The sequence below is a fragment of the Aquimarina atlantica genome, assembly GCF_000626715.1.
Classification (GTDB): Bacteria; Bacteroidota; Bacteroidia; order Flavobacteriales; family Flavobacteriaceae; genus Aquimarina; species Aquimarina atlantica.
Genome location: NZ_AQRA01000005.1, coordinates 322,659 through 349,015 on the forward strand (window position 1 = coordinate 322,659; position 26,357 = coordinate 349,015).

Sequence of the window (26,357 nt, forward strand, 5' to 3'; positions counted from 1 at the left end):
ATTTGTATTTTTCTTAAAAAATAGTTCTAATAAGTGATTGATTTTAATATAATATCAGAAGAGAGATTTGAATATCTGATAGAAGATTTACTAAAAAGTAAAGGCTTTACTATAACAAGTAGGCCATCAAGGGGTCCAGATAGAGGCAAAGATATTATCGCGGAACGTCCAGTAACTAATGATATGAATATAACAATTCATGAACGTTATCTTGTGGAATGTAAACACTTTTTTAAGTCTGGTAAATCCGTAAAAGAAAAGGATCTAGGTAATATAATTGAAAGGTTAGTATTACATAAGGCTAATAGATATTTACTGGCAACCTCTACTGTGCCAAGCGAAACAGTCAAAAACCAATTACAAGGCATATCAAATAATCATGAATATCCTCATATTTGCACTTTTTGGAGTTTAAGTGATTTAGAAAGCTTACTTCTTAATAATAAGGAATTAATACAGAAATACTTCGAACGTTCATTCAAAAGCAATTTACAAGATCGTATTACAGAAATAGCAGATTACTTAAGAAGGCATCATTTTCAAGCACATCGAGGAGCTATATTATTTTCTCCTGAAGCTACAGCAATATTTGGAAATGATGGATATGGTATTGGAAACAATGCTGAAGGAGATGCAGAATTAAGAGTTCGAGAAGAGGTTAGTTGTATTAGAAAATTTTTATTTAAAAATAGTATTGAGGAATTGGGGTTTGGATTATGTAGTGAATCATATTCTTGGGTGATTATTGTAAATTCTAAAAATGTCAAAGATATAAATGAAAAAATATGGGAATGCTATCCGGAAGGCAGTTCAAATAATAAAAGTCAAAAAGATATAGCACTAATTCGTATTAGGTCCTATATGGAAAGTCCTTTTTATAAGAATCAAATTTCTAAGTTAATATGACAAAATTTTTAAAAAGATGGTGTGTTTTCATTATTCCCTGAAAATTACATAATGATACTTATGGAAATTATAGGGTGTATTTAGTTATCAATAGTTTTAGTGATAATGGTTTCATCCTTCCTGTGTGTCACTTGAAAACCAAAAATTCGATTAGGCAATGAAAATTCTATGTCAGCACATGGTATCTTTCTAGTATTCTGGTTCTCACTTTTGAGACTGGCAATGCATGAATAAGCCCTATGAGTGTCAATTTCGAGATAATATTTTGTTAAATATCCTTGTGTCCAGTGTTATCCCAAAAAAGAATCCAGAATCCCAAACATCTGTCAGTTTTATATCTTCCTTTACACCAGTAAAAATTGTTTCTCCTAAAACAAAATCATCATCAACTAATTCTTGAACCTTACCATAATGCCACCCAGCTATTAAGCTCCCTCCTCTGGCAAATTCAAAGGTTAATCCAGTGAAAAAGTTTTCCCGCCATTCATTGTTCAAGGATACACCAAATGTAGGGTTTAAGCGCTCCAACCATGTCGCTTCCTTTAGAACATCCCTGCCACGAGTAATATGATCCTTTCCTCTCAATTTTTTAGCAATAAAATCTATGGTTGGTTTCCAATAAAAAATAACATTGAATGTTGCCATCGTCCTGTCTTCGCTATTCACCACATTTATTGTATTCTCAGAATCATTGAGGGGGAAGACATCAAAATCAGGTTTCCCAAGATTTGTTGATATAAATGATGCGCCAATTGCAACGTGATACACCTTATTAATGTTCAGTGAATATGTGGACAGATTTAACTTTTGTGCAACACCGTCTACACTTTCCGTCTTGTTGATATTAAAGGTAACATTATTGGAAGTATAAGGTCCCCGTTCAAACCGAATGATTGTCCAATCCGCCATGGAAAGTCCTTGAGCATTGGCAACCCCAATCTGAGCGGGAGACTCGTAGCTCCTTATTTGTAGATCTAATGGAGCGTACTGAGCTCCAATAACCTCAATATCATAACTTTCAACAAAGTTTCGATCAACTATAGCATAAATATATACGACGTCGTCCTGGTCCAGATTCACGGGGACATTTCCAATTAGTTTTCCTTTATCATCGACCACAACATAGGCTCTATCCTGATCCCTAAAGTATCTTTGGCCACTAGTTATGTTCTGTACGTATAATGGGTCATCCGTAAAACTTGGTTTTGGTGTGCCGCTTTTAAGGTATTCTATGGCTGTGTATTTTTTACTTGTGATATTATTAGTAGTAGTGCCAGGTGTTCTTCTGGTAACTCCATTTCCATTTGTTCCAGGCGAGACGAGCGAAGAAGGATTTATTCCAATATCAGTAATTTTCAAATCTTGGTATCCAGTTGATTTGTAGATAAGGTAAAGTGGAGGACCACTAGTTATTCCAGTAATGACCCCGGTGGAGGAATTCAACTGTTTTTGTGTAATATCGGCACCTGACCCATCATTCAACTTTAAAATATAATTGGAATTAGTCAATGCCGGATCAGGCTTTATAGAAATGTTTTTTTTTGTATCCAATTTTTTAACATCTATCTTCTGTCCATTTAGCATGGCTTGAAAGGAGAGGGTGTTACCAGAAGAAGGCTTGGCAATCGAGATTTCCTGTTGGGCAAAGCTTAAGAACCCGGACAGGAATAATAAGCAGGCTGTGCAAAGTCTGTTTTTCATATTATTGTTTAATTTTAAGATTAAGATTATCAAATATTGTGGATATTGGAATAATGAACGTGGTGTCTATCTCGTTTCCGGCAACAACAATTCCAATGGCATATCCCCATTGGTCCAAAACCAGAGAACCTGAATCACCGCTTGTTGAAAAAGGGCGCGTGCCATAAGGTTTTACTTTAATAAGGTTCTCCAAACTCCTTATACGTCCATCGGGGTATCTAATGTATGACATAACACCCGTGTCGTTGATGTAACCACTACTTGCTTTGTTATTGTCTAAACTACTTTTTATATATACAGTGGTTTTTCTTTCCACATCCAAAGCATCAATTTCCCTTGTTCCTTTTGGTGCTTCCAACAAGGGGATTTGCAAAGCGAAGTCAACATCATTGTTTGGTTTGATTAATGCTACATCCAGCCATGAGTTTTTAAATGCGTAAACGACACTTCCTATTGATAAACCATTAAGTGGATGGACAATTTCCTCCTTACCAATTGGTATGAATATGTCCCAGTTATGTCCTTGATTCCATATAGTATGATAACAGGTAAGGATATATGAAGTATTGTCCTCATAACCTACAACTGGATAAGCTATACTGCCTTTTAGGCTATTTCTGTAGGCGTCATTGTTTGCAATTTCATCGGATGGTCTTAGCACTTGCCCCAACGTTTTGATTTCAGAATCTGTTTCTATAACCTCTACCTTAAAAAGTCTTGTCTTTCCTAACTTGGATTTATAGGGAACAACGTTTTGTATGTCAGTAGATCCAGTTCTTACAAATACTTTTATCACTTGGTTCTCGTAATCCAATTCATAGAAAAGAAAGCCTTCATTTCCTTTAAATGTATTGTTAAGATAATCTTTAAGATGCGAGATGTCCTGGCTTTTAATATACCCATCTACCTGCTGAATGTTTTCGAATTCCCAGTCTGCTTTGTCATTGAGTTTTCTTTTTAGGTTCTTCACCTGAAGGAGCATATCCAATAAATCGTGAAAAAACTTTGATCCAAGACTTAAGAATAGCCCCGCTATTATCGACCCTATAATGTTTGATAAGATATTCTCTTTTTCAGATGTGTGTGTCCAGAAAAGTTCGAACTTATCATCATATAGAAGAAATAGGTTTGCTTTTGCGAGCAAAGCCACTACGACACCAACGACTATAGTCAATGTTTGAATCTTCTTTTCCCTTTCTTTTTCAATTTGTGATTCTCTATACTTCAAGTATAAACCTTGAAACTGCATTTTTATAAAGTTTGATACCTTTTCGGTTATCAAACTTAAAATTAAAAGAATAAGCGTAGCTTCAATTATCCTGTCCATAATATGATATAATTCTAGGGGAGGGATTTCCTAATTTTTGCTCTGAGAATTAGGATGTAGGTTCACTTAACATTCACAGAACTGCATAAAAAACCGCTTCCAAGCCTAATGCTTGAAAACGGGGTAATTTTTTTTGACGGTAAGATATTGACGTTAAGCGGTTTAAAAGTACGTAAAAAAAGTTAAGCTGTTACGGTTAAAATGTGAAAATTCCCTTAAAATTGATAAAAGAACTATTTTGTAGATGATTGAATGTCTGAGCTTTGCTTTAAAAACTCTTCGTTGAAGAAGGTAGAAACAAACCTCTCAAAATGCTCAACACTTTCAGCTCTTAGATCGAAATCTGTTGTGTGCTTCAGCAGAAATTCATCACACTTATTGCAGTCGATAGTTTTACGCTCTTGAAGTTCTGCAAAGGGTATACAGTAAATATTGGTTGGATTGACAAAGAAGAAAAAACAGTTTGGGAACCGTTCTTCGTAGAATTGATATTTTGCTCTATTGATACTGAATTTACCATTAGCTCGGTATTTTACTTCAGCATAATTCACCTGACCATTACAGGGATTGCGTAGGAATAAATCTGGACAATAACGTACTGACTCGGCTGTTGAGTCTTTATTGCCTCTTATCTTCTTAGAGAAGCCAGGATAAAGGTTCTCCAAGCCGAATTTGGTCACCTCATAGCCTTCAATGCTCAATAGCTCCTGTACTAAGCTTTCAGCGATTCTTCCTTTTGTGAGCTGGAATGCAAATAAATACTCGCTGGTTTTGGCTTCTGGTTTATCTTTTCCTGTGGTAACGTAAACTGTGGCAGCTTCGTTAACTTGGTTAGCTTCCATAAATAAGTTGGTTTCGGGTGAAAGCTAAAGTTACTGTTATTTAGGGAAATATACCCAAGGTCACTAGGAATTTGTTTAAAGGTGTTTCACCATATCCATTTCTTGACCAAGAACACGAATGATATCTATTGCTTCATCATCAACAATATAGAAAATCAGATGTCGCTGCACACTAAAAAAACGATACTATTCCAGATATAACAAATTAATCGAGGAAATAAAACCCATTTGTTTTAGTTTTTTAGTAATTTAGAAGCAACGTAGAAAATTATAACTAAACCCCATACTCAGTTTAACTCTGAGTATGGGGTGTTTTGTTCAAATAAATGATCGATAAATTAGGTTTTTTAATACTTTACAAATACCTATTGAAAATCCATCAAACTATAAATAACAAATTTGACTATGAAAAAATTAGTTACTTCTTTAATTCTTATTTGCTTTTTACCAACTTATGGCCAATATCAATTTTTGTTTAAATACGATGATATTAAAATGAATTATGATCCAAATAATATACTAAATGTAAAGCAAGATGTTCTTGATGATTTTTTTGGAGTAAAAGGATTTGTATTTAATAATACTAAGAAAATAATTAAACTCAATAATAATGTTAGCCATCAAAGATATATGGTACAGATAGCTGATGGTAATATTAATACAGGATATTGGATAACCCTAATCTTAGAAATTAAACCTAATAAAATTGTAGAAATTCAATCTGCTTATGGTTCATATTCATTAAACTCTGATGGCAATATTATTAAAAACCTAATACCAATTAATGAATTATCTGAAGAAGTAGAAAATTTCGACGAAGTACAAAGTTTGAATGGAAAGTACAAAATAAAAACTGGAATAACCGAATATATTGCTACTTCGACCAATGAATTAGATACGGATCAATCTATTAAAATTAGTACAAAATCTGGAACTCTTACAAATCTGGTATCAAATTCCTCTAGCAAGACAAACACATATTATTCTAAAATTCCTCATAAAGTTTTGAAACAAATATTAGAAGAAGGAAGAACTTGGATTGTTAAAGAATTAAACCATTTGGAATACACCTCCTTGTTAGGTTGGAATGATAAACGAGCTGTTTTTGAAGTAATCAACTCTTCTACATTGGAGAATTATAAGAATAATTGGAAAAAAGATTTCCTATACTTAAATGAATTGGATCCATTAGAATTTGATTTTCCGAATGATGCTGTTAATTTTTATGGGATTATCGCGACATCTGAATCAGAATTAATTTCAATAATTACAGACGAACCCGTAATTAATTTAATCCCAGAGGATCTAAAACCAGTGATGATTTCTGATTCATATTTCAAGGAAAATGAAAAATATTTTTTGAATATAAACTCTGTTTTGCTTAATGATAAAGGTACAATTTCAAGTAATGAAAGTAAGATTACAAGTTCTATTACTCCATTCTCGAACTTTGAATTATTTGGTCAGGAATTTAATCCTTACCATTGGGCTAAATCTTCATTCGAATTCAAGAAAAATCAAGATAATATGATTGTGATCAATGGACTAGCCAGTTTCTTAGATTATACTAAAGAAAACGGATTTGAAGGGTATTACAAAAATGGATTTCCTGATGGTTTATATCATGTAATTAGAAAAGGAAAAATCAAAGAATATGGAACTTATAAGTCAGGTAAAAAAAATGGCTGGATTTATACTAATGATTATAGAGGGAGAATAATAAAAGAAGAATACTTTAAAAATGGAGAAATACAATTAGACTCTACAATAACTGAATATACTTATTATAATTTCACTCCTTCATCTATTGAAACCCCAAGATCGAAAATTGAGTGCAAATATAACTCTCAGACCAATTCATTTGAAAAAAAGGAAACATTTGAGGAATATGTTTCTTTTAAAGCGTCTGAAAGTGCAAAGATACATATGCTTTATACAAAATCGGATGGTAAGATATCATATACACTAAATGATTTTATTACAAAATATGAGGTAGATTTAAAAGAGGTATTTGGTACTTTTAGAAAAGGAGAAAGAGATACACAAATTATATATAAAACAAGAGAGTCTATTAACGAAAACAAGGATTTCGAAATTAAGTGTAAAACAGATAAAAACGGTAAATGTAGATCTGGAGATAGAAAGTATGTTTTAAAATGTAGACAAGGTGAAACGGATCTTGTTAAAGAGTATGATGATGGACGTCTAAGAAAGCTAGAATTTGATAATAATGAAAAATTATATGTTCGCTCAAAAGAAACTGTTTGGAATCACTTTTGGAATGCAACTAATTCGTTTTTTAAAGCAATTGCTGATGCATTAGGTGTAGATGGTTGGGGAGTGAATGTAACAACAGATGAAGAAGGAAATTCAAGTTTAGCAATAAGCATTACCCCTAAAGGGCAAACGACTAGCATCGAAATTCCAATAAATCAACATTACTATTTTGCCAATCAACAAAAAACAGAATTTAAATATTTCCAAAATTATCTATCAGATTTACAAAAAGACACCATAGAAAAAGCACTTGATGATGTAAATGTTTTAGGCGATTTTAAAAGCTTTTTACTAAATAGTACATTGATAGATGAAGTAACTAGAGCAAGAATTAAGAATGAAAATTTTGGACGAAATATAGCAATGACATTACCTGATATTCACTATTTATTTGAGATTTACCTTAATTATTCTAAAGAACTTCGAGGATTTGAAGAATTTGAAAGAGAAGAGTTAGATGCAAATCATTTCATTCCTGACCCTAACGTTCCATACTATTGGGGTAATATTGGTTCTCCCACAATTTCAGGTAAAGTTCGTGTTGATTATGGTGGTAAAATTCAAGATCTAGGCGCAAATAGAGATGGAGGAAGAAGACTTCATGGAGCTGTAGATTATGAAACAACACCAGGAGATATTATTATAAGTCCGAGCGCAGGAGAAATCATTAAAATCGGTTATCCAAAGACTAATGATTCAAGTGACGATGAAATTAGGACTATCACGATAAAAGATAGAAACGGAACAGAAATACAAATGGTATATGTTACTCCGAATTTAGCACTTAAGGTTGGTGATAAAGTAACAAGAGGTGAGCAGATTGGAGTATCTCCTGATATGCGTATAAGACATCGTGGAACGCCTCAACAGTACTATAAATATAATAAGAATATGGTAAATCATATACATATGAGAATTAAGCTTAAAGATGGTACTTTAACAGATAGAGCCCAGATTTATCAATTACAATAATGTATCGGAGTGTACAAAAAATATTATGAGATGTAATCGTTTATCTCTCTTATTAAGTATTTGCAATTTGTTTTTTAAATAAAAGTATAAATAAACGATGAAAGAAGTAATAGTTAAGGTTACTCGTGCTTTTGATATAGATGATGTAAAGAGTGTTATATTAAATGAAATTAAAATGGATAATCCCAATGTATCTTATATTTCAGATACAGATAAAATTCTTTCACCAAAAAAAGTTAAACCTTACTTGGAGTTTGATACTAGATTAAATTTTTTTCTAAAAAATCAGACGACTAAAATTTGCTTAATTGTAAACGTTGATAATGTAAAGAAAATGATTCATGAAGATGTCAAGAATAAGGTATATAAAATGGATCCACCAAAAGGTTTCCTTTTTGGCATGAGTAATATGGAAGCACAAGCTTATGCTCCGACATTTAGTGAAGAAGATATTAGAGAAAAAGAACTTGAAATTTCAATAGAAAGTAATAGAATTTATTCTGATTTGAAAATGTCAATGCTTGAAATTAAAAATATTTATGGAATTCAAATAGTGTACAATTAAAAGTTCAAATAAACGATAAAAATTAAATAACTTAATATCAGTTGCTTATTTTTTTTGTAATTTAGAAGTAACGTAAATATTTAAAAACCCCATATCCAAATATTTGGATATGGGGTTTTATTATATAATTGTCAAAATTTAGGGAAAACTATTTAAAATAAGCGATATGAAAATTTATTTAATTACATCAGTATTTATCTTTTTCTGTTTTCAGGGATTTTCACAGGAAAAAGAAAATTTAAAATTAGAAGAGGATACGGTTACTTTACAATTGCACAAGACATATAGTAAATTTGAATTCTACCCAAAAAAATCGAAAGAATCAGGAAATGAATTTTTGCAAAGGATGAATATGATTATGAAAAATCGGAGTAAAAAAGATGGTTTGTATGCAATACAATTTGAAAGAGTCAATAAATCGGATGGCTTTGAGTCTGCTGGAATGATTGTTCTTTATAACAAAAAGAAATTCTATACGAAAAGAAAAAAAGTAAAAATTGACAACTAATAAGTTCAAATAAACGATAATGGAATTATATTGTATTGATGTTGGAAAAGTGGTTAGTGGTACCGGTATATTGTTAAATGTATTAGGTATATATAAACTTTATTTAATTGATAAGGTAGCTTTAAAAATTAATAGTTTATGTGATCAAGATGAAACTCCCGATTTTAATCAACCTATTCACATCATATTAAATAATTTCAAAGGAAAAGAAAATGAGGAACTTACTAAAGATGAAATGGAAGCAAATTACATTGAGCATTTACAATCAGCTAAAATAGATTTTATAAAGTTTAAACATGGTTTTCTTTATATTTTGATCGGATCCGTATTACAGTTTTTATCATTATTCATATCTTGGTGTATATAGGATTTATGTTAAAGGTTTGTTGAAAAAGAGAATAAAAAGTTCAATGAAGCGATAAATTATAGGTAAAAGAAAAGAATTAATGTATGTAGGGGAAAATGCCTTATCATGAGAACTCATGGTTTTTAAAAATATTACCCCTCTTATAGTGTTGTTTTATCAATCACTAATTTTTGATAACGATAGGAATTTTTTACCTCAATATTGATATGGAACACTTAAAACAAATGGGTTAAACTTAAGTAGTAATAATTAGATTTCATACACTTTCATGTCCAGTACAAAATCCATAAAATGTAAAAACTGAAGAATATAAAATAAAAAACGACCAACAATATTACGGGTTTCCGGAGACATGGAATGTGGCAAAACCATAGTTTTGTGACTTGTTATTCAGCTATTTGATTAAAAATATTAAAAAAAACTTTCAGTTCCGAAAAATGAAACTGACATCTTTTATTATTGTAAATAGAAAGCTAATAGTAACATAAATATCAAAACGAAATTAGTAGTAATAAACAAAGTAATATGTGTTTTTATTCTGATTCTTATAAACATATTGTCTAAAATTATAAATAAAGAATGTATATAAAAAAACGGTATTTGAATTATTTGATTAAAGGTATCATCCTGTTTTTTTGCTTGATCTTGTTTAAAGTTTTTATAGCTGATCTTTACTATATACCAACCAGTTCGATGGAATATACTATTGAAAAAAAGAGTTTTGCTATTGCTTCTAAAATTCATTACGGAGCTATTCTCCCTGAAACAACACATGATATTCCATACTTATCTAAAGCTTTTAAAAAAATTGGCCCAATCAGATTATGGAAAAACATTAGGATGATTGGCTATAGAGATGTAAAACGAGAAGATATAATTTTAGCAAAATATAATGATATAAAAATCGTTAAAAGAGTTATTGGAATTTATGGAGATACTATCAAAATAATTAATGGACACACAATTATTAATTCTAAAAATGAAAGAATATTAGATACTTATCGATACAAATTCCGAGGTAATTTGGAGAAGAGTATAGTGAAAAAAATTGAAGGTGCTCCAAGGATTAAATATTTAGGTGAAAATCTATTTGAATTGACTTTAACAGGTAAAGAATATGGAAAAATAGGTAATAAAAAAATCATTGCTCAATCAAAAATTAATAATCTAGTTTCTTTTAAAAAAGATTCTATTTTTCCAAGAAGTATGTTTTCTAAGTGGGACGAGAATAATTATGGCCCCATTATAGTTCCTTTTAAAGGGATGAGAATTGACCTTAACGAAGAAAATTATAATATGTACAGGCAGGTGATAGGGTCTTATGAAAATGTAAATTTAAAAAAACACAACTCTAAATTTTTTTTAAGAAATAAGGAAGTTACATCCTTTACTTTTACCAATGATTATTTTTTCCTATTAGGAGATAATAGGATGGAATCTATAGATTCTAGATTTATTGGTTTTATACCTAAAAAATGCATTGTGGGTAAAATTCTTTTTTGGTTTTAGATAAAAAAATAGGCGAAAACCGAAAAGCCTTTAATAGAGTAGGTAGAATATAAAAATAATTTTTAAAAATGAAAAAAAAGTTTTTAGTATTCGGGCTGGCTTTGTGTGCAAGTGCTTTGGCATTTACAATAAGTAACAGCGATTCAAAAGAGGAAATTTCAGGATTATTCGTAGATTCTGATAACATTGCCCAAGCATATTATTTTGGGGGCTGTGTAACCGAAACCGCTCTTTGCGATCCAGGTGGAGGAGAAGTCTATCTTTACAGACAGTGGATCAATAATCCTCAATAGGGTATAACCCTTTATTAAAGAAGGTTCTGAACAGTCAGAACCTTCTCTTCTATCATCTTAATGAAACGGTAAAGTTTATTATAACAACAAGTTTACAGTATAAATCTATTTTAAGATATCTTTTATATAAAAATTATTAGAAAATGAGAATATATATGAAATTCCTTGTGGTAATTTGTCTTATTGGACTAAACTCATGTAATGTCCATGATGAAGTTTATTCTAATAAAAATTTGAATTTTTACTCAAAGAATGATTTCAAAAACTTAAAACAAATTAAGTCAAAAAAGCTTCCATTTAAATATGATTCTATAATTTTCCCTGAAGGCATGGATATAGTCAATAATCATCTTATACTTTTGGATGATAAGACTACTTATCCATTGCAAGTATACAACTTAGAAACATATCAATTTATAGGAAGTTATGGGAAAAAAGGGCGAGGACCTGGAGAAATCAAACATGCAAAACAATTATTTTCGGACAATGATGATTTATTTTTCATGTATGATTTGGAGTTAAAAAAAATACTTGGATACTCTTTAGAATCTTTACTAGAGGATAAACCTATGTTTGATAGAAAAATCAATGAATCAGGATATTGTATAAGTATTACGATGATTGAAAACAATATTTACTATACTGATTTTTATGGAAATAATAATAGTTTCTATAAATTAGATACCATAAGTGGTTCAATAGAAACATTTGGATCCTTAATACATAATGCAAAAGGCGTTGCAAATAAGACTTTTTCACAAGCGTGTGCAGCACATATTATACATGGAAATAATAATATAATTACAGCCTATAAATATGCTCCATTTTTTGAAATATATAATCTTGATACTAATAAAATTACATCTATACTTACTATTGATAAATTCCCACCTATTTATGACGAGTTATCAAATAATGGACATAAAATCTTTAGTTTAATAAATGGTGAAACCAGAAATGCCTTTATTGCTTTAGATACAAGTGAAAATTATATATATATGTTATTTTCTGGGAATGTTATTTCTACAGAAAATTTTTACAAAAAAGGAAACAGGATTCTTGTATTTGATTATGATGGAAAACCAATAAGCTTATATAATCTGGATACACCTATTTATAATTTTAAGGTTGTTAATGATGAATCAATAATTGGGTTATCAAGTGATATAACTGTTGATGTAGTTAAATTTAACTTATAATGAAAAACAACAAGCAGCTTTTTTTAATTCTTATTAGTTGTTTATTTATGGCTTTTTTGAGCTGTAATACCTTTACATTTAATAGCTCTAAAAAACTAGAAAAGTTAAACAAAGAGCTAATCGAATTAAACAATACCTATAGAAATAAAAAAATAGATTTACAGAATCCAAGTTTATTAAATGACTTATTTAGAAATGACCTCGATAATGATTATAGTATTTTAGTTTATTATGATGCGGATTGTTGGGTTTGCTTTGAAGAACTTAGTGCTTGGCAAGAAATTATAAATCATTTCAAAAAAATAGATAGTAAAATTAATATTAAATTTATTTTATCCACTACGAATCTAGAAAAGACCCTGAAAAATTTGAGAGAAATAAATTTTTCTGAATCATATATTGTTATTGATATGGATAACTCTTTCCTAAAACATTATAAGCATGTTTCTTATAAACCCTATAATACTATGTTGTTGGATAAGAATAAAAAAATACTTTTTATAGGCTCCCCTTTAAAATCTAAAAATTTGAAGAAACATTATTCAGAACTTATTTTAAATGAAGAATAAATACAATCTATAGATTTTGTAGAATTTCTGAAATGAATATAATTAATATAACTCTAATAACCATAGGATTTTTGTATTATAAAGATAAATATAACATCCCTAAAAAGCTTATTAATTTAAAACGATGAATAAAAAGTGGTATTTATACTTAATTTCAATAAGTTTTTTCTTCTGTTGCAAAAATAAGGAGAACTTAGCCTTGGAAAACAGCTTCGCTTTTGAAAAAACTAAAGTTAAAATAGCAACTGTTAGAAAATCTTCTTTATCGACTTTAATAAATAGTAATGGGAAACTTGAAGCTATAAAAAAAGTAGATTTAAAATTTGAAAACGAAGGTATAATTCAAAAAATAAATGTACATGAAGGAGATATGGTAATGAAAGGTGATGTTATCGCCTATCAATCATCAAGCCATCTCATTTCTGAGATGTTAAAAAATAAGGAAACATTAACCAAGACTAAGCTAAATATGGAAGATATTCTATTAGGTTTTGGATATAGCCTAAAAGATTCTTTAGTAATCCCTAAAGAGACCATGAATATGGTTAAATCTCGTTCTAGATTATTAGAAGCAGAAAACCAAATTATTCAAACTAGAAAACAATATTTAGCAACTAAAATTGTTGCTCCATTTTCTGGGGTGATAGCAAACATTAGTGCTCACGAAAAAGAGTTGTCCTCTATGTCAGATAAGATATGTAGCTTAATAGATAGTTCTAAATTATTTGTGACTTTTTTTATTTTAGAGAAAGAGTTGGGAATGGTGTCTAAAGGCGATCTAATAGAAGTATTTCCGGTTGCAATGTCAAAAAAATATAAAGGAACCATAAGACACATAAACCCTATAGTGGATAATAACGGATTAATTTTGATTAAGGCTACTATTGAAAATAAAGATAAGCTTTTACTACATGGAATGAATGTAAACGTGAACATTGTAAAGAAAATAAATGATGTTATATGCATTCCTAAAAAAGCTTTAGTGGACAGACAAGGTAAAAAAATAGTTTTCACATATTCAAAAGGAAAATCAAAATGGAATTATGTTAGGTTAGGCTATGAAACTAGCGATTCTATAATTATTACTAAAGGTATAAATATCAATGATACGATTATTACTGATGGCAACATAAATCTCGCTCACGATGCTGAAATTGAATTTATAGAATAAATCTTCATGCCTAATTTTTCAATTAAGATACTATTTTTTACCATCTCCATAATTGGGATATTATGCATCCCTTTTCTGTCATACAAATTGATTCCGGATAATATTTCTCCTGTGCTAAAAGTATCATTTTCATGGCCAAACACATCTCAATACATAATAGAAAGAGAGGTTACATCTAGATTTGAAGGTATATTTTCTTCTGTAAAAGATGTAAAGAAAATTATTTCTAAGAGCTATGCAGGTTATGGAGAGATTTTTATCGAATTCAACAATAAGACTGATATAGATAGAGTTAGGTTTCAACTGTCTACATTAATTCGGCAAATATATCCAAACCTTCCTAAAGGTATTACATATCCTAAAGTTTTAAAACAAAGGTACTATGATCAAGATGTAAGGTTTTTAAGTTATTCAATTATTGAGAAAAAAGGAAATTCCAATATCTCGCAATTCATTGACAAAATATTAACTCCAAGAATCAATCAAATTAAAAATGTAAGTTCAATAAAATATGATGGTATTCCATCGTATTATTATGAAGTAAAGTATAATTCTAAGGAGATAAATTTATTGAATATTTCTATAAATGAAATAAAGTTAAGTTTAATACATTCGTTAGAAAAGAAAAATTTAGGAACATTTATAAGTACAAACAAAACTTATTCTGAAGAATTTTCAATTATACTTAACGACTCTTTTTCTATAGAAGAATTATACAACTTGCCTTTAAAAAAGGTAAAATCTAAAATTATTAGATTAAAGGATGTTGCTTCTATAATTAAAAAAAAGAGAGAGCCAATAAATCTATTTAGAATCAATGGGCAAAAATCCATAAGCTTCTCTATAGTTGCAGATAAAAATGCAAACCAAATAAAATTAGCAAACACAATAAAAAGAGAGATTCAGAATTTGGATAAAGAATATTCGAATTATAACTTTATTTTAACAAACGATAAAACAATACATTTAAAAAAAGAGTTGGGAAGTATTTTTTTTAGAACATTAATGTCTTTTGTTTTCTTGTTGTTTTTTACTGCATTTGTTTATCAAAGTTCCAGATATGTTTTTGTTTTATTTTTTTCTTTAATAGTTATTCTACTAGTATCATTTATTTTTTTTAAGGTCTTTGAAATTGGAATTCATATCTACTCTTTGATGGCAATTGCGATATCAATCGGTTTTGCAATTGATAATACTATCATAAGTATTGATCATTATTTAAGAAATAAAAACAGAAAAATTGTTTTGCCTATTTTTGCAGCAACAATAACCACTATTACTCCGCTTTTTTTGATCGTTTTTTTAGAGGATTCTATTAGGATAAACTTAATAGATTTTTCATGGACTTTGGTTATTATATTGACTTCTTCATTATTAGTGAGCTTTTTTTTCACCCCATCTATTATTCAATCTAATACGCCCAAAAGAAATTTATTAAAAATCAGAAAATTATTTCTTTTAGTAGGTTATTATAGGAAAATTATTCTTTTTCTAACACGTTACCGTATAATAATAGGTGTCGTATTAATATTTCTCTTTGGTACCCCGTTATTTTTACTTCCTAAAAATATAGAAGGAAATTCTTTTTGGACTGATGCTTATAATTTAAGTATTGGAAGCGACTATTATACCAATTATGTAAGACCTAAGACGGATAAATATTTTGGTGGGGTACTTAAGTTGTTTTTCGAGAATTCTCTGGACGATGATTTTATTCAAAACCCCAAAAGACCAAAAGTATCTATGAGAATAAAGACGCCCTTTGGTTCGACAATCAATTATATTGATACTATCTGCAAAAAAATTGAGAACTCATTAAATCTTAATTTATCTTTAGGCATAGATTTTTTTCAAACGACCATATATGATAAGAGATCCGCTCAAATTGATGTTTTTTTCAAAGCTGATACTAGTTTAGATTTTTTATATGATCTAAAAGGGTTTTTAGAAAAAGAATCATTAAATATGAGTGGTGTTGATTTTACTATTTATGGAGTAGGAAAACCATTTGGAACGTTTTCTGATGAATCGTATAGCTCTAGTATTATCTTTATGGGATACGATTATAAAAAACTACATTCATATGCCGAGATGGTATCTAAAAAAATAATAAAAAATAATAGAATTAAAAACACAGTACTACAAAGTGAGCAATCTTGGTTTTACCACAATAAAAAAAAATATACATTACAAGGCATTGATTTGGTTTCACGAAATGTATTGAAAGATTTTTATGATAACTTTTCGCTAAAAGAAATTGGAAACTATAAAATCGGGAAAGGCAAAATTCCTATAAAACTAATTTCTAATACTAAAGAAAAGAAATCAGCCTACATTATCCTCAATACACAATTTTTAGCTAATGATTCAATTAGATACAAACCTAAGTTTGATGTAAAATTAGATTTAAAAAGCGTTCCAGATAAGATAGTGAAAAGTAATCAGGAATATCAATTAGTATTGCAATACGATTTCAAAGGAACTAAAAAACACAACAAAATTGTGAAAAAAGATATAATTAATAGATTTAAAAAATATTTTGCTCCTGGTTTTAAATTAAAAGATGGAGATATAGTTCCTCTGGATGATAAAAGTAAAACATTATTCTTGCCAATATTAGTTTGCTTGTTTATGATTTTCAGTATTTGTGCAATATTATTAGAATCTTTTATGAAATCTTTACTCATAGTATCAATGATACCTATAACTCTTATAGGATTGTTTTTCAGTCTTTATTACATGGAGATTGGATTTAACTCTGGAGTATATGGTGGTTTAATCTTATTGATTGGAATATTGGTTAATTCAGCAATATTTATTATCAATGAATATACTAATTATAATAAAAAATTTAATTCAGAAAAATCTTATTTCAAGGCATTTAACCAAAAGATAATTCCTATAACTATTACAATTTTGTCTACTGTTGTGGGGCTAATTCCATTTCTAATATCTGATAGTGAAAATAATTTTTGGTACCCTTTTGCGGTAACTATATGCTTAGGACTCTTATTTTCATTATTTACTCTGATATTTATTCTTCCAATTTATTTAGTTTCAAATAATAAGTATGATTCGATTCTTAGTAAATAGGCCTATAGGAGTGATTATGAGTTTTGCATTGCTCATTCTTTCTGGTATTATTTTGTCTCAGAAAATTCCAATATCATTGTTTCCTGATTCAAATTTCCCAAAATTGGATATTATTATTGATAATCCAGGGCAATCTCCAGAGGATTTTGATAACAAAATAGTGCAAAAGGTTAGAAACAATTTACTACAAGTTAGCAGTATTGTTGATATTAATAGTTATTCAAATACTAAAAATGGGAAAGTGGAACTAATTTTCGATTATGGATCAAACTTAGATTTGATTTTTTTTGAAGTAAATGAGAAAATTGATGAAACATTATCTGATTTACCCTATAAAATAAATCGTCCAAAAGTTGTGAAATCTAACCTTTCAGAGATACCTTTACTTTATTTATCAGTCACTTTAAAAGATAATTCTTCTATTTCTTTTGAAGACCTTTCTTCTTTTGTAAATGGGAAATTAAAAAACAGATTAGAACAACTTTATGAAGTATCATTCGTTGATATGACCGGTTTAAGCAAAAGAGCTATCCAAATCTCCATTGATGAAAAACTTATTAATTCTTTAGGAATTACTTTACAAGAGGTAAAAACAGCAATAAAGGAAAGTAGTTTTGTTTTAGGGAATGTACAGATTTCGGAAGGACATTTTACATATGATTTATCAATTGAGAACAGCATTAATTCTTTAGATGACATAGGAAAAATAACATTGTTAATTGACCATAAAAAAATAACTCTTTCTGAAATAGCTGATATAAAAAATGTTATAAAAAATGAAGATGAATATTATCACGATATGAATAAAGCAATTAGCCTTGCAGTTATTAAAAATCCAAACTCAAAAGAAAGTGATTTTATTTCAAAATTGAATAGCACTATTAAAAATATAGCGGAACAGAATGAAAATATTATTATATCAAAAACGAATGACAAGACTGTAATACTTAAAGACACTATGATGAATTTAACCTTAAGTTTAGTCTTGGGGATTGTACTGACTATTGTTACTACATTTTTTTTCTTGAAATCGTCTTTTAGTAACATAACAATCATATTAGTAACTATCACCACATCACTACTAATTGATTTGTTTCTGTTCTACATTCTAGATATTTCCATTAATTTGATATCAATATCTGGTCTTATATTAGGTGTTGGTTTAATGATAGATAATATCATTATTGTATTAGATAATGTAGAGCAGAATAGTAAAATTGCGAATAATATAAGTAAAGGCACTATTCAAGGTGTGAATGAAATATTTACAGCCTTAATCTCTTCTGCTCTCACCACTTGTTCAATATTTATTCCTTTAATCTTTATGAGTGGGCTTGCGGGAATATTATTTTATGATCAGGCAATTTCCGTAACAATAGCGTTGACATCTTCTTTTTTTGTTTCCGTAATTTTATTACCTACTTTATATATTTTGCTTAAAAAGGAATCTAATCAATATGTTTTTAATACTAAGCTTTTATTTTTTTATGAAAAATATTATGATAAAATTAATAATAACAGAAATTCTGTTATTTTAGGAATAACTATTGTCATCATTTTAGGAATAACTTCATTTATTTTGATTGATAAAAAGCAATTACCAGAGTTACAATCATCAGAATTAGCTTTTAAGGTTGAATGGAATCAAAATCTTATAAACAAAGAATTAATTAAAAGGTCAAAAATTATTTTAAACTTTCTAGAAAACAATATTGAGTCTTCGGAATTGTATCTGAATCAACAAAATTTCTTATCTAAAACTCAAAGAAATTCAATTGAAGACTATGAATCATTGTACTTCGTAAAAGTAAAAAAAGGCCACGATAAAGAAATCATAAAAGAAGAAATGGTTTCTAAATTAAGAGTAAAATTCCCGAAGAGTAGTATCAAATTTTTAAGTGAAGAAAATGCTCTTAATTCTATTTTAGTAAATGAAGAATATAACTTAAGAGTTATTTCATATGATGACAAAATTAATTTGGAAACCATTAAAAATAAAATGATTGGATCATTTCCAGATTTGATTTTTAATTTAAAAGGTAAAACTGAAAGAATAAAAGTTAATATAGATGACGATAAACTCTTTATTTATGGTATCGATAAAAATGAGATTATCGAATTTATTAAATTGAAATTTGGAAAAGAAAAGTTATTAAACATTAATTATGGCAGAACACGAATTCCTGTTACTTTTCTTGCAAACAGCCCTGAATTAGATTCTTTTTTGAAAACAAAGTTTATTAACAATAATGGAATCTCATATAACTTAAAAGATTTAATTTCTCTTGAATATGAAGAATATAAAAAAGGGGTTGAAGCTGATTTAGGAGGTATATGTAATATATTATACGTTAAGTCAAAAAAACCAAAACAAGTTATTGATTTTATAAGGAAAACTTTCCCTAATTCCCCCATAAGTTTTGAGGGTACTTACAAGTTGGTAGAAAAACTGCAAAAAGAGATTTTCTTTATTATTATCACAACCTTTCTATTGTTATATCTAATTTTAGCAATACAATTTGATTCTTTAAAATTACCTTTAATCATTCTGTCAGAAGTCCCTGTTTCGGTTTCAGTGGCACTTATCTTTTTATATCTTTCAGATAACACTTTAAATGTTATGTCATTTATTGGAATGATAGTAATGAGCGGTATAATTATTAATGATTCTATTCTAAAAATAGATTTAATCAAAAAACTCCTTATTAATGGATTTACTATAGATGAAGCTATTAATTCTGCAGGTAAAAGACGATTAAATGCAATTGTTATGACAAGTTTAACAACGATATTGGCAACTTTACCTATCCTATTTCAAAATGAATTAAGTACTCAGTTACAATCTCCTCTAATTATTTCACTAATTGGAGGGTTGTTGGCAGGAACATTTATGAGTATTTTTATAGTTCCAATTCTCTATAAAAAATTAATGTTATGAGAATATACACAACGTATCTATTAATTTTTAGCTCAGGATTTTTATTCTCACAATCAACTTTAGGTGTTGAAGAAGCGATAGATTTAGCATTAAAAAACTCTGAACTGTATAAAAAAGCTCAGAAAGAAAAATTGTATTCAGAAACAAATAGTATTATTTTCAACAAAGTTTTTCTTCCTAACATTTATGCTTCATCAATATTACCTTCTATCTCTAAATCGGTAACCAGGGTGACAACATCTGAAGGAAAAGATATCTTTGTAACTCAAAACCAAGCTTATTACGATTTAAGCCTTAATATAGAACAAAGAGAGCCTATATTTGGTGGAGTTTTTACTTTTTCTTCTTTTTTTAATAGAATTGATTTATTTGGAAATACTGAAAACCAAACATACTTTTCGACTCCTTTTTCTTTATCCTACACCAACAATGCTTTTATTTTCAATCCACTTAGGCATGAAAAAACGATTAATAGGTTAAAAACAAAAGAAGATATTGCAAATTTTAACACTCAACTTGAAGAGATAGCTTATCAAACAGTAGAGAAATATTTTGAATTATTTGTATTAACTAAAAATATTGAAGAAATACGAAAGGCTAACATAGATATAAAAGAAATATATGATGTAGCTAAGAAAAGATTCAAAATAGGTAGCATAAATAAAGGAGAGTTACTTTCTTTAGAATTAAGCATATTAGATACAGAGTCCACAATAAATACTTTACTCACTAATCAAAAAATATCGCAGCAAGTACTTGAAAGTTTTATTAAGGAAAGTACATATTTAGAATTAAATACAACACCAAAACAACTTATTTTAAATCTAGATATTTCATTTGATTTGGCATTAAAGGAAATGATGGAAAACAATCAACTAATGATTGAAAAAGAAAGAAGAAAATTAGAATTAGAATTAGAACTCAAAAAATATAAATCAAAAAATAGATTCAAAATTAATATTAATGCGTCTTACGGATTGTCAAATACCGCTGTTTCATTCAATGAATCAATAGAAAACCTACAGGATCAACAATCATATTCACTTTCTTTAAAATATCTTTTGTATGATTTTGGAAAAAATAAACAACAAATTAAACTAATGAATATTAAGAAAGATTTACAGGGGAATCATTATGATGTAATAATAGAAGATATGAAACAACAATTATATCGTTTAGTTAACGAATATAATTCTAATATAAAAAGAATGTCCTTATTAGATAAAAAATTATTTATTGCTAATGAAAGATATGAATTTTTAAGAAAAAGGTATTCTTTGGGTAAAGCTACAATAACCGATCTTAATATAGCCCAAAGAGAACATCAACAAATAGATAGTGATTACTTAACTATGTTGAAAGAAACTTGGCTTAAATATTATAAAATAAGAAAAATAACCATGTATGACTTTCAAAATAAGCGAAAAATAAGCTATTTATAAAGCTATTTCTCTTAGTATGAATTTCACTTACAAGTGAAATTCATTAACTTTATCAATAAAACATTTACTTAAACCTAAAATTGAGATTCATGAAAAAAATCATATTTCTATTATTATCCATCGTGTTATTTACTGCTTCATGTCAAAAAGAGAAAAAAAATAGTTTTGATGGGTATGAAATCAATGGATATGTCAAAAATATTCCTGATAGTACTTTAGTCCAAATTTTGGTTAATAACAAAGTTATTGATTCAACAATTGTTATTGGAGAAAAATTCAAACTAATTGGAAAAGTAGAAAAACCAACTAATGTCTTTTTAATGACAAAAAAATCTAGAGATATTAATTTCAAACCCTTCTGGTTGGAAAATAGTAAAATTGATTTTTATGCTGAAAAAGGAAATTTTATAGAAAGTAAAATAATTGGATCCAAAACTCAAGAAGAGGCAAATATACTTGATAAAAGAGTATTACCTTATAAAAAAGAATTTGATAGTTTAAATAAAATTCTTTCTAATAAATCGCTCGATGAAGTATATAGAGATTCAATTATTACAAAGTTTAATGATGTAAGAAAGAAAAAATTAGACATTAATAGAGTTTTTATTAGAGAATACCCAAATTCTTTAGTGAGTAGTCAAACATTAAACCTGTATAAAACTACATTTGGAAAAGAAACAACAAAAGAATTATTTTCTTTAATAGATAAAAACCTACATGAAACGGCTGATGGAAAAGCTATTATGAAATTTATAGAATTGAGTAAAAAACTTAACATTGGTGATAAATTTTTAGATTTTGAACAGGAAAACTTAAATGGCCAAAAGATCAAGTTTTCAAATATTCAGAAAAAATACACACTCATTGAATTTTGGGCTTCTTGGTGTATTCCATGTAGAAAATCAAACCCTGAACTTGTGAAAGAGTATGTGAAGTATAAAGATAAAGGTTTTGAAATTATAGGGGTTTCGCTTGATCAAAAAAGAAATAATTGGCTTAAGGCAATAGAAAAAGATGGTTTAGTTTGGGAAAATGTAAGTGATTTGAAGGGTAATGAAAATGAGGTTGCTTTGATGTATGGAGTTAATGAAATACCAGATAATTTTTTAATAGATGAAAATGGAAAAATTATTGCCAGAGGTTTAAGAAACGAAGATCTAAAAAATAAACTTGAGGAACTATTTTAAAATTAAGAAAAAGTTTATAAAAATGTAGGTTTAAGTTTAAGAAATACTTTACCATGGAAATCGGGAAATGTTACTAACCATTGTATTTCTGTCACAGTGGCAGGAGAGTCTTATAAATCGACCGGTTTTCAGAACCGTATGCTGATGAATCAATTAAGAAGTTTTAGATACTGAAAACTCATTTTATTTTTACACTTTTGATTATCAAATTTTTGCCAAATCATTTATTTATATTAATAGGCTCTATAAGTGTAACCAGGAAAGTATACAGAGCAGGGTTTTGAAGCAGGGTTTTGTGTGCCTTTGTTCCCTTTTGTGTACCAGATATTTTATAACCCCCTGTCTATAGAGATTAAAGACTAGACCTCACAGGTTTTAAAAACCTGTGAGGTCTAACAAATGTTTAATTCTAGATTACTGGTTTTAATGCTGCTATCATTTTATGGTCATTTTTGTTATTTACTAAACGGGTTCATAGTATACTATGTGTAGAAATTAGTGCAATTGCACTAGATGTTTTTCAGGGAATTTTAGGCCAAAAATTTACCGAAATCATAATTTTTTGGGTTAAAATTTGGCTAGAAAAAAGGGTGTTTTTTTGCTCCATTTTTTTAATATTTTTGATGTGAAAATGTGCTTTTTTTAGTGTTTTTGAGCACTATTTTTGGTCGTCTAGAGCAAAAAAATCGGCTTCTTAGATGAAAAAAAACGGCATCTAAGGTCAAAAAAAATCGCTTCTTAGGTGAGTTTTGGCGTTTTTTGGGCAAAAAAATACTCTCTGGCACTTTTTGGTGCCAGGGAGTATCTTTATAAATTATAGCTATACACTAGGTGTTTACATGTTCTTTTTTTCTGAATTGAAACATAGGGTTTAATGTGATATTCGAACGATCATGAATTTTAATTTGTTTAATAAATGCCAGAGTTACCTCTTTTAAGGTAGTAATCACTCTTATATCCTTATTTGTCACCAAAGCATTCCCCGTATTCTTTCTGGCTACTAATTTAAAACTTACCGACATATTCATCTTATTTTAAAAATTCATATCATCGTTAATAGATCAAGTTTTGTTCCAAAAACAAAAGATGATATGACAAACTTGCCAAAAAATAGTTTAGATATCTGATTATCAATAGTATGGTTAATAATGTCAAAATGACAATTAAGTAATATGGTTTATTGACATAATGACAATAAATTAACATTTTCATTGCATTTCTTTCATTAAAAATTGATTTTGTATAGAGGATTGTTTGTTGAGATTGTTAGTGTAAATAACATAAGAATAGACGGGTGGTTACCAACTTCCTCCGGCACCACCTCCACCGAATCCGCCGCCACCAAAACCTCCGCCAAATCCACCACTAGATCCTCCACCAAAACTCCCTCCACCATAACTTCCACGTCCCATGTTGCTTAGGATGATTGCATCCAAAAGACTGCTTCCTGATCGATTTCCCCGATTTCCTTTCCCACCATTTCTATGATTGCTTTTAGAAAAAGCGCTAATAATGATGATAAAAGCTATACCCAAAATGATTAATTCTGTTATAGGAAGTTCTTTTTTGTTTTTTCTCGAACCTTTAAAAGTACCATCAAGTACTTGAAAAATTGCAGTAGTACCTTTGTCTAAACCTGTATAAAAGTTACCTCTTTTAAATTCTGGAGTTATGATCTGATCAATAATAGTTTTTGAGGTAAAATCTGTGAGTTTTTCTTCTACACCATACCCTGTGGCGATCCATATTTTCCTGTCATTTTTGGCTACCAGAATAAAAACGCCATTATCTTCTTTACGTTGTCCAATTCCCCATTTGTGAGCCCATTCTGCCGCATATAAACCAATATTTTCACCTTTCAGAGAATTAATAGTAGCTACTACGATCTGTGTTGAGGTAGTGTCAGAATAACGAATTAATTTTTCTTGAAGGTGTTTTGACTCAGAAGCTGTAAGCATATCAGCTGCATCATAAACAGCCGTTTGTGATTTAGGTTTTGGCGGAATTTCTCTTTGCGCTGATGTTGTATTAAAAGAAAGAAGAGGTATTCCTAAAAAGAATAAGAGTAGTATGAATGGTTTGATAGTGTTCATTTATCCTTTAGAGATTTCGTCAGAGAGTTCATTAATATCGGTATGATCCCAGGGGAAGTATTTCTGCAATTGCTCTCCGGCAAGAAGAACTCCGTCAATTAACCCTTGAGTAAAATCCCCTTTTTTAAACTGCTCTAGTATAGTGTCTTTTGTGCTTTCCCAAAAATCATCTTCTACGACATCATTAATGCCTTTATCTCCAAAAATAGCAAAACTATGGTCTTCTACAGCAACATAGATCAATACTCCGTTACGTTGAATCGTATTATCCATTTTTAACCAATGAAACACCTCGGCAGCTCTTTCTAAAATTTCTATTCTACTATGTTTTTCAAGATGCACACGAATCTCTCCCGACGTTGTTTTTTCGGCACTTCTAATTGCTGCAACAACTTGTTGCTCCTGGTCATGAGTAAGAAAATCTTCTACTTTAGACATTATTTAAAATTAAAATCAACATCTGGTGCTTTTTCTGCTCCTCTATCCGCTTCAAATCGTGCCATTTCTTCTAGGCTTCCAAAAATGCTTAAAACGATGTTGTTAGGGAATTTTCTCATGAATTTTGTATAGCTACCTACAGCTTCGTTGTATCTGTTACGCTCTACATTAATCCTATTTTCTGTTCCTTCTAGTTGAGTTTGCAGGTTAAGAAAATTTTGATTTGCTTTTAGATCAGGGTAACGCTCTACGGTCACTAATAATTTTGATAAGGCAGAGGTTAAACCACCTTGTGCCTGTTGAAACTGTGCTATTTGATCTGGAGTAATATTACTGGGATCAATATTTACGGCAGTTGCTTTGGCTCTGGCTTCGATTACTTCTTTTAGAGTATTACGTTCAAAATCTGCAGCTCCCTGAACAGTTTTAACTAAGTTACCGATAAGGTCGCTACGTCTTTGATAAGCACTTTCTACGTTAGACCAAGCTGTCTTTGCATCTTCTTGCAGTGTAACGGCAGTGTTATAACGACTTCCGAAAAAGAAATACAGAACTACAATAATTCCTACAATTACTAGTGCTGGTATTAAAAGTTTTTTCATAACTCAAATTATAATAAGATGATTTTTTACAATTGTTCTTTAATCTTAAGCAATTGCCCTTTGATAGCTTCTAGTTTTCTTATGATATCAAAACTGTCTAAGGCTTCTTGTTTTTGCTCTTTAAGGTGAATTTTGGCACCTTCGAGAGTAAATCCACGTTCTTTTACCAGGTGATAAATTAATTCGAGATTTTTAATGTCTTCTGGGGTAAATTTTCGATTGCCTTTAGCATTCTTTTTAGGCTTTATAATATCAAACTCTTTTTCCCAAAAGCGAATTAATGAGGTATTTACATCAAAAGCATCAGCCACCTCGCCGATACTATAATACATTTTTTTTGGTAAGTCTACATACATAC

The 26,357-nt window shown here is 29.2% G+C and carries 22 protein-coding genes; 14 read left to right on the forward strand and 8 right to left on the reverse strand.

Features of this window, described 5'->3' with window-relative positions:
* The first annotated feature begins 33 nt into the window (after window positions 1-33).
* Window positions 34-906 (forward strand): restriction endonuclease, encoded by an 873-nt coding sequence (locus ATO12_RS12695; RefSeq protein ID WP_034242416.1) that lies wholly within the window; start codon window positions 34-36, stop codon window positions 904-906.
* 246 nt (window positions 907-1,152) lie between these two features.
* Here the strand turns inward: ATO12_RS12695 and ATO12_RS12700 are convergent, their stop codons facing one another.
* From ATO12_RS12700 to ATO12_RS12710, 3 genes are all read right to left on the reverse strand, one after another.
* On the reverse strand, window positions 1,153-2,607 hold the full coding sequence (locus ATO12_RS12700; protein ID WP_034242418.1) for a hypothetical protein: 1,455 nt from the start codon (window positions 2,605-2,607) through the stop codon (window positions 1,153-1,155).
* A gap of 1 nt (window position 2,608) precedes the next feature.
* Window positions 2,609-3,934 (reverse strand): hypothetical protein, encoded by a 1,326-nt coding sequence (locus tag ATO12_RS12705; RefSeq protein WP_034242420.1) that lies wholly within the window; start codon window positions 3,932-3,934, stop codon window positions 2,609-2,611.
* Between the two features lie 233 nt (window positions 3,935-4,167).
* Complete coding sequence (locus tag ATO12_RS12710) at window positions 4,168-4,776, reverse strand: hypothetical protein (protein WP_034242421.1); 609 nt, start codon at window positions 4,774-4,776, stop codon at window positions 4,168-4,170.
* 405 nt (window positions 4,777-5,181) lie between these two features.
* Between ATO12_RS12710 and ATO12_RS24930 the strand changes: the two genes are divergently transcribed.
* The 13 genes from ATO12_RS24930 (at window position 5,182) to ATO12_RS12775 (ending at window position 22,866) form a co-directional block, all read left to right on the forward strand.
* Window positions 5,182-8,025 carry a M23 family metallopeptidase gene (locus tag ATO12_RS24930; RefSeq protein ID WP_051575806.1) on the forward strand — a complete coding sequence of 948 codons (2,844 nt, stop codon included), beginning with the start codon at window positions 5,182-5,184 and terminating at the stop codon, window positions 8,023-8,025.
* A 97-nt stretch (window positions 8,026-8,122) separates the two neighbouring features.
* Window positions 8,123-8,590 carry a hypothetical protein gene (locus tag ATO12_RS12720; protein ID WP_034242423.1) on the forward strand — a complete coding sequence of 156 codons (468 nt, stop codon included), beginning with the start codon at window positions 8,123-8,125 and terminating at the stop codon, window positions 8,588-8,590.
* A gap of 166 nt (window positions 8,591-8,756) precedes the next feature.
* Complete coding sequence (locus tag ATO12_RS12725; protein WP_034242424.1) at window positions 8,757-9,098, forward strand: hypothetical protein; 342 nt, start codon at window positions 8,757-8,759, stop codon at window positions 9,096-9,098.
* A 19-nt stretch (window positions 9,099-9,117) separates the two neighbouring features.
* Entirely contained in the window at window positions 9,118-9,465 is a 348-nt protein-coding gene (locus ATO12_RS12730) for a hypothetical protein (RefSeq protein ID WP_034242426.1), read from the forward strand.
* A gap of 579 nt (window positions 9,466-10,044) precedes the next feature.
* On the forward strand, window positions 10,045-10,974 hold the full coding sequence (gene lepB, locus ATO12_RS12735; RefSeq protein WP_081802056.1) for a signal peptidase I: 930 nt from the start codon (window positions 10,045-10,047) through the stop codon (window positions 10,972-10,974).
* A gap of 68 nt (window positions 10,975-11,042) precedes the next feature.
* Complete coding sequence (locus ATO12_RS12740; protein WP_034242430.1) at window positions 11,043-11,267, forward strand: hypothetical protein; 225 nt, start codon at window positions 11,043-11,045, stop codon at window positions 11,265-11,267.
* A 143-nt stretch (window positions 11,268-11,410) separates the two neighbouring features.
* Window positions 11,411-12,466 (forward strand): BF3164 family lipoprotein, encoded by a 1,056-nt coding sequence (locus ATO12_RS12745; RefSeq protein ID WP_081802057.1) that lies wholly within the window; start codon window positions 11,411-11,413, stop codon window positions 12,464-12,466.
* Window positions 12,466-13,035 carry a hypothetical protein gene (locus ATO12_RS12750; RefSeq protein ID WP_034242433.1) on the forward strand — a complete coding sequence of 190 codons (570 nt, stop codon included), beginning with the start codon at window positions 12,466-12,468 and terminating at the stop codon, window positions 13,033-13,035. Before ATO12_RS12745 ends, ATO12_RS12750 begins: the two co-directional genes overlap by 1 nt.
* Window positions 13,036-13,159: 124 nt before the next feature.
* Entirely contained in the window at window positions 13,160-14,206 is a 1,047-nt protein-coding gene (locus ATO12_RS12755; protein ID WP_081802058.1) for an efflux RND transporter periplasmic adaptor subunit, read from the forward strand.
* A gap of 6 nt (window positions 14,207-14,212) precedes the next feature.
* A complete protein-coding gene (locus tag ATO12_RS12760; RefSeq protein WP_081802059.1) occupies window positions 14,213-17,299 on the forward strand; it encodes an efflux RND transporter permease subunit in 3,087 nt (1,028 codons plus the stop codon).
* Window positions 17,277-20,237, forward strand: a complete 2,961-nt coding sequence (locus ATO12_RS12765; RefSeq protein ID WP_034242437.1) for an efflux RND transporter permease subunit — start codon at window positions 17,277-17,279, stop codon at window positions 20,235-20,237. Before ATO12_RS12760 ends, ATO12_RS12765 begins: the two co-directional genes overlap by 23 nt.
* On the forward strand, window positions 20,234-21,679 hold the full coding sequence (locus ATO12_RS12770; RefSeq protein ID WP_034242439.1) for a TolC family protein: 1,446 nt from the start codon (window positions 20,234-20,236) through the stop codon (window positions 21,677-21,679). Before ATO12_RS12765 ends, ATO12_RS12770 begins: the two co-directional genes overlap by 4 nt.
* Before the next feature lie 89 nt (window positions 21,680-21,768).
* Window positions 21,769-22,866 (forward strand): TlpA disulfide reductase family protein, encoded by a 1,098-nt coding sequence (locus tag ATO12_RS12775; protein WP_034242441.1) that lies wholly within the window; start codon window positions 21,769-21,771, stop codon window positions 22,864-22,866.
* Between the two features lie 827 nt (window positions 22,867-23,693).
* Here the strand turns inward: ATO12_RS12775 and ATO12_RS12780 are convergent.
* The 5 genes from ATO12_RS12780 to ATO12_RS12800 all read right to left on the reverse strand — a co-directional run bounded on the left by ATO12_RS12780 (window position 23,694) and on the right by ATO12_RS12800 (window position 26,355).
* A complete protein-coding gene (locus ATO12_RS12780) occupies window positions 23,694-23,888 on the reverse strand; it encodes a hypothetical protein (protein ID WP_034242443.1) in 195 nt (64 codons plus the stop codon).
* 276 nt (window positions 23,889-24,164) lie between these two features.
* On the reverse strand, window positions 24,165-24,959 hold the full coding sequence (locus ATO12_RS12785; protein ID WP_034242444.1) for a TPM domain-containing protein: 795 nt from the start codon (window positions 24,957-24,959) through the stop codon (window positions 24,165-24,167).
* Window positions 24,960-25,397 (reverse strand): TPM domain-containing protein, encoded by a 438-nt coding sequence (locus ATO12_RS12790; protein ID WP_034242446.1) that lies wholly within the window; start codon window positions 25,395-25,397, stop codon window positions 24,960-24,962.
* The gene (locus ATO12_RS12795; protein ID WP_034242448.1) at window positions 25,397-25,999 is read right to left on the reverse strand and encodes a LemA family protein; all 603 of its coding nucleotides are present in this window, start codon (window positions 25,997-25,999) and stop codon (window positions 25,397-25,399) included. The genes ATO12_RS12790 and ATO12_RS12795 overlap by 1 nt, the downstream gene beginning before the upstream one ends.
* 26 nt (window positions 26,000-26,025) lie before the next feature.
* Complete coding sequence (locus ATO12_RS12800) at window positions 26,026-26,355, reverse strand: MerR family transcriptional regulator (protein ID WP_034242450.1); 330 nt, start codon at window positions 26,353-26,355, stop codon at window positions 26,026-26,028.
* Between the last annotated feature and the right edge of the window lie 2 nt (window positions 26,356-26,357).

Coding starts and splice junctions, on each gene's coding strand:
- ATO12_RS12700 (WP_034242418.1), bottom strand. CDS start 2,607: ATGAAAAACAGACTTTGCACAGCCTGCTTATTATTCCTGTCCGGGTTC.
- ATO12_RS12705 (WP_034242420.1), bottom strand. CDS start 3,934: ATGGACAGGATAATTGAAGCTACGCTTATTCTTTTAATTTTAAGTTTG.
- ATO12_RS12710 (WP_034242421.1), bottom strand. CDS start 4,776: ATGGAAGCTAACCAAGTTAACGAAGCTGCCACAGTTTACGTTACCACA.
- ATO12_RS24930 (WP_051575806.1), top strand. CDS start 5,182: ATGAAAAAATTAGTTACTTCTTTAATTCTTATTTGCTTTTTACCAACT.
- ATO12_RS12720 (WP_034242423.1), top strand. CDS start 8,123: ATGAAAGAAGTAATAGTTAAGGTTACTCGTGCTTTTGATATAGATGAT.
- ATO12_RS12725 (WP_034242424.1), top strand. CDS start 8,757: ATGAAAATTTATTTAATTACATCAGTATTTATCTTTTTCTGTTTTCAG.
- ATO12_RS12730 (WP_034242426.1), top strand. CDS start 9,118: ATGGAATTATATTGTATTGATGTTGGAAAAGTGGTTAGTGGTACCGGT.
- lepB (WP_081802056.1), top strand. CDS start 10,045: ATGTATATAAAAAAACGGTATTTGAATTATTTGATTAAAGGTATCATC.
- ATO12_RS12740 (WP_034242430.1), top strand. CDS start 11,043: ATGAAAAAAAAGTTTTTAGTATTCGGGCTGGCTTTGTGTGCAAGTGCT.
- ATO12_RS12745 (WP_081802057.1), top strand. CDS start 11,411: ATGAGAATATATATGAAATTCCTTGTGGTAATTTGTCTTATTGGACTA.
- ATO12_RS12750 (WP_034242433.1), top strand. CDS start 12,466: ATGAAAAACAACAAGCAGCTTTTTTTAATTCTTATTAGTTGTTTATTT.
- ATO12_RS12755 (WP_081802058.1), top strand. CDS start 13,160: ATGAATAAAAAGTGGTATTTATACTTAATTTCAATAAGTTTTTTCTTC.
- ATO12_RS12760 (WP_081802059.1), top strand. CDS start 14,213: ATGCCTAATTTTTCAATTAAGATACTATTTTTTACCATCTCCATAATT.
- ATO12_RS12765 (WP_034242437.1), top strand. CDS start 17,277: ATGATTCGATTCTTAGTAAATAGGCCTATAGGAGTGATTATGAGTTTT.
- ATO12_RS12770 (WP_034242439.1), top strand. CDS start 20,234: ATGAGAATATACACAACGTATCTATTAATTTTTAGCTCAGGATTTTTA.
- ATO12_RS12775 (WP_034242441.1), top strand. CDS start 21,769: ATGAAAAAAATCATATTTCTATTATTATCCATCGTGTTATTTACTGCT.
- ATO12_RS12780 (WP_034242443.1), bottom strand. CDS start 23,888: ATGTCGGTAAGTTTTAAATTAGTAGCCAGAAAGAATACGGGGAATGCT.
- ATO12_RS12785 (WP_034242444.1), bottom strand. CDS start 24,959: ATGAACACTATCAAACCATTCATACTACTCTTATTCTTTTTAGGAATA.
- ATO12_RS12790 (WP_034242446.1), bottom strand. CDS start 25,397: ATGTCTAAAGTAGAAGATTTTCTTACTCATGACCAGGAGCAACAAGTT.
- ATO12_RS12795 (WP_034242448.1), bottom strand. CDS start 25,999: ATGAAAAAACTTTTAATACCAGCACTAGTAATTGTAGGAATTATTGTA.
- ATO12_RS12800 (WP_034242450.1), bottom strand. CDS start 26,355: ATGTATGTAGACTTACCAAAAAAAATGTATTATAGTATCGGCGAGGTG.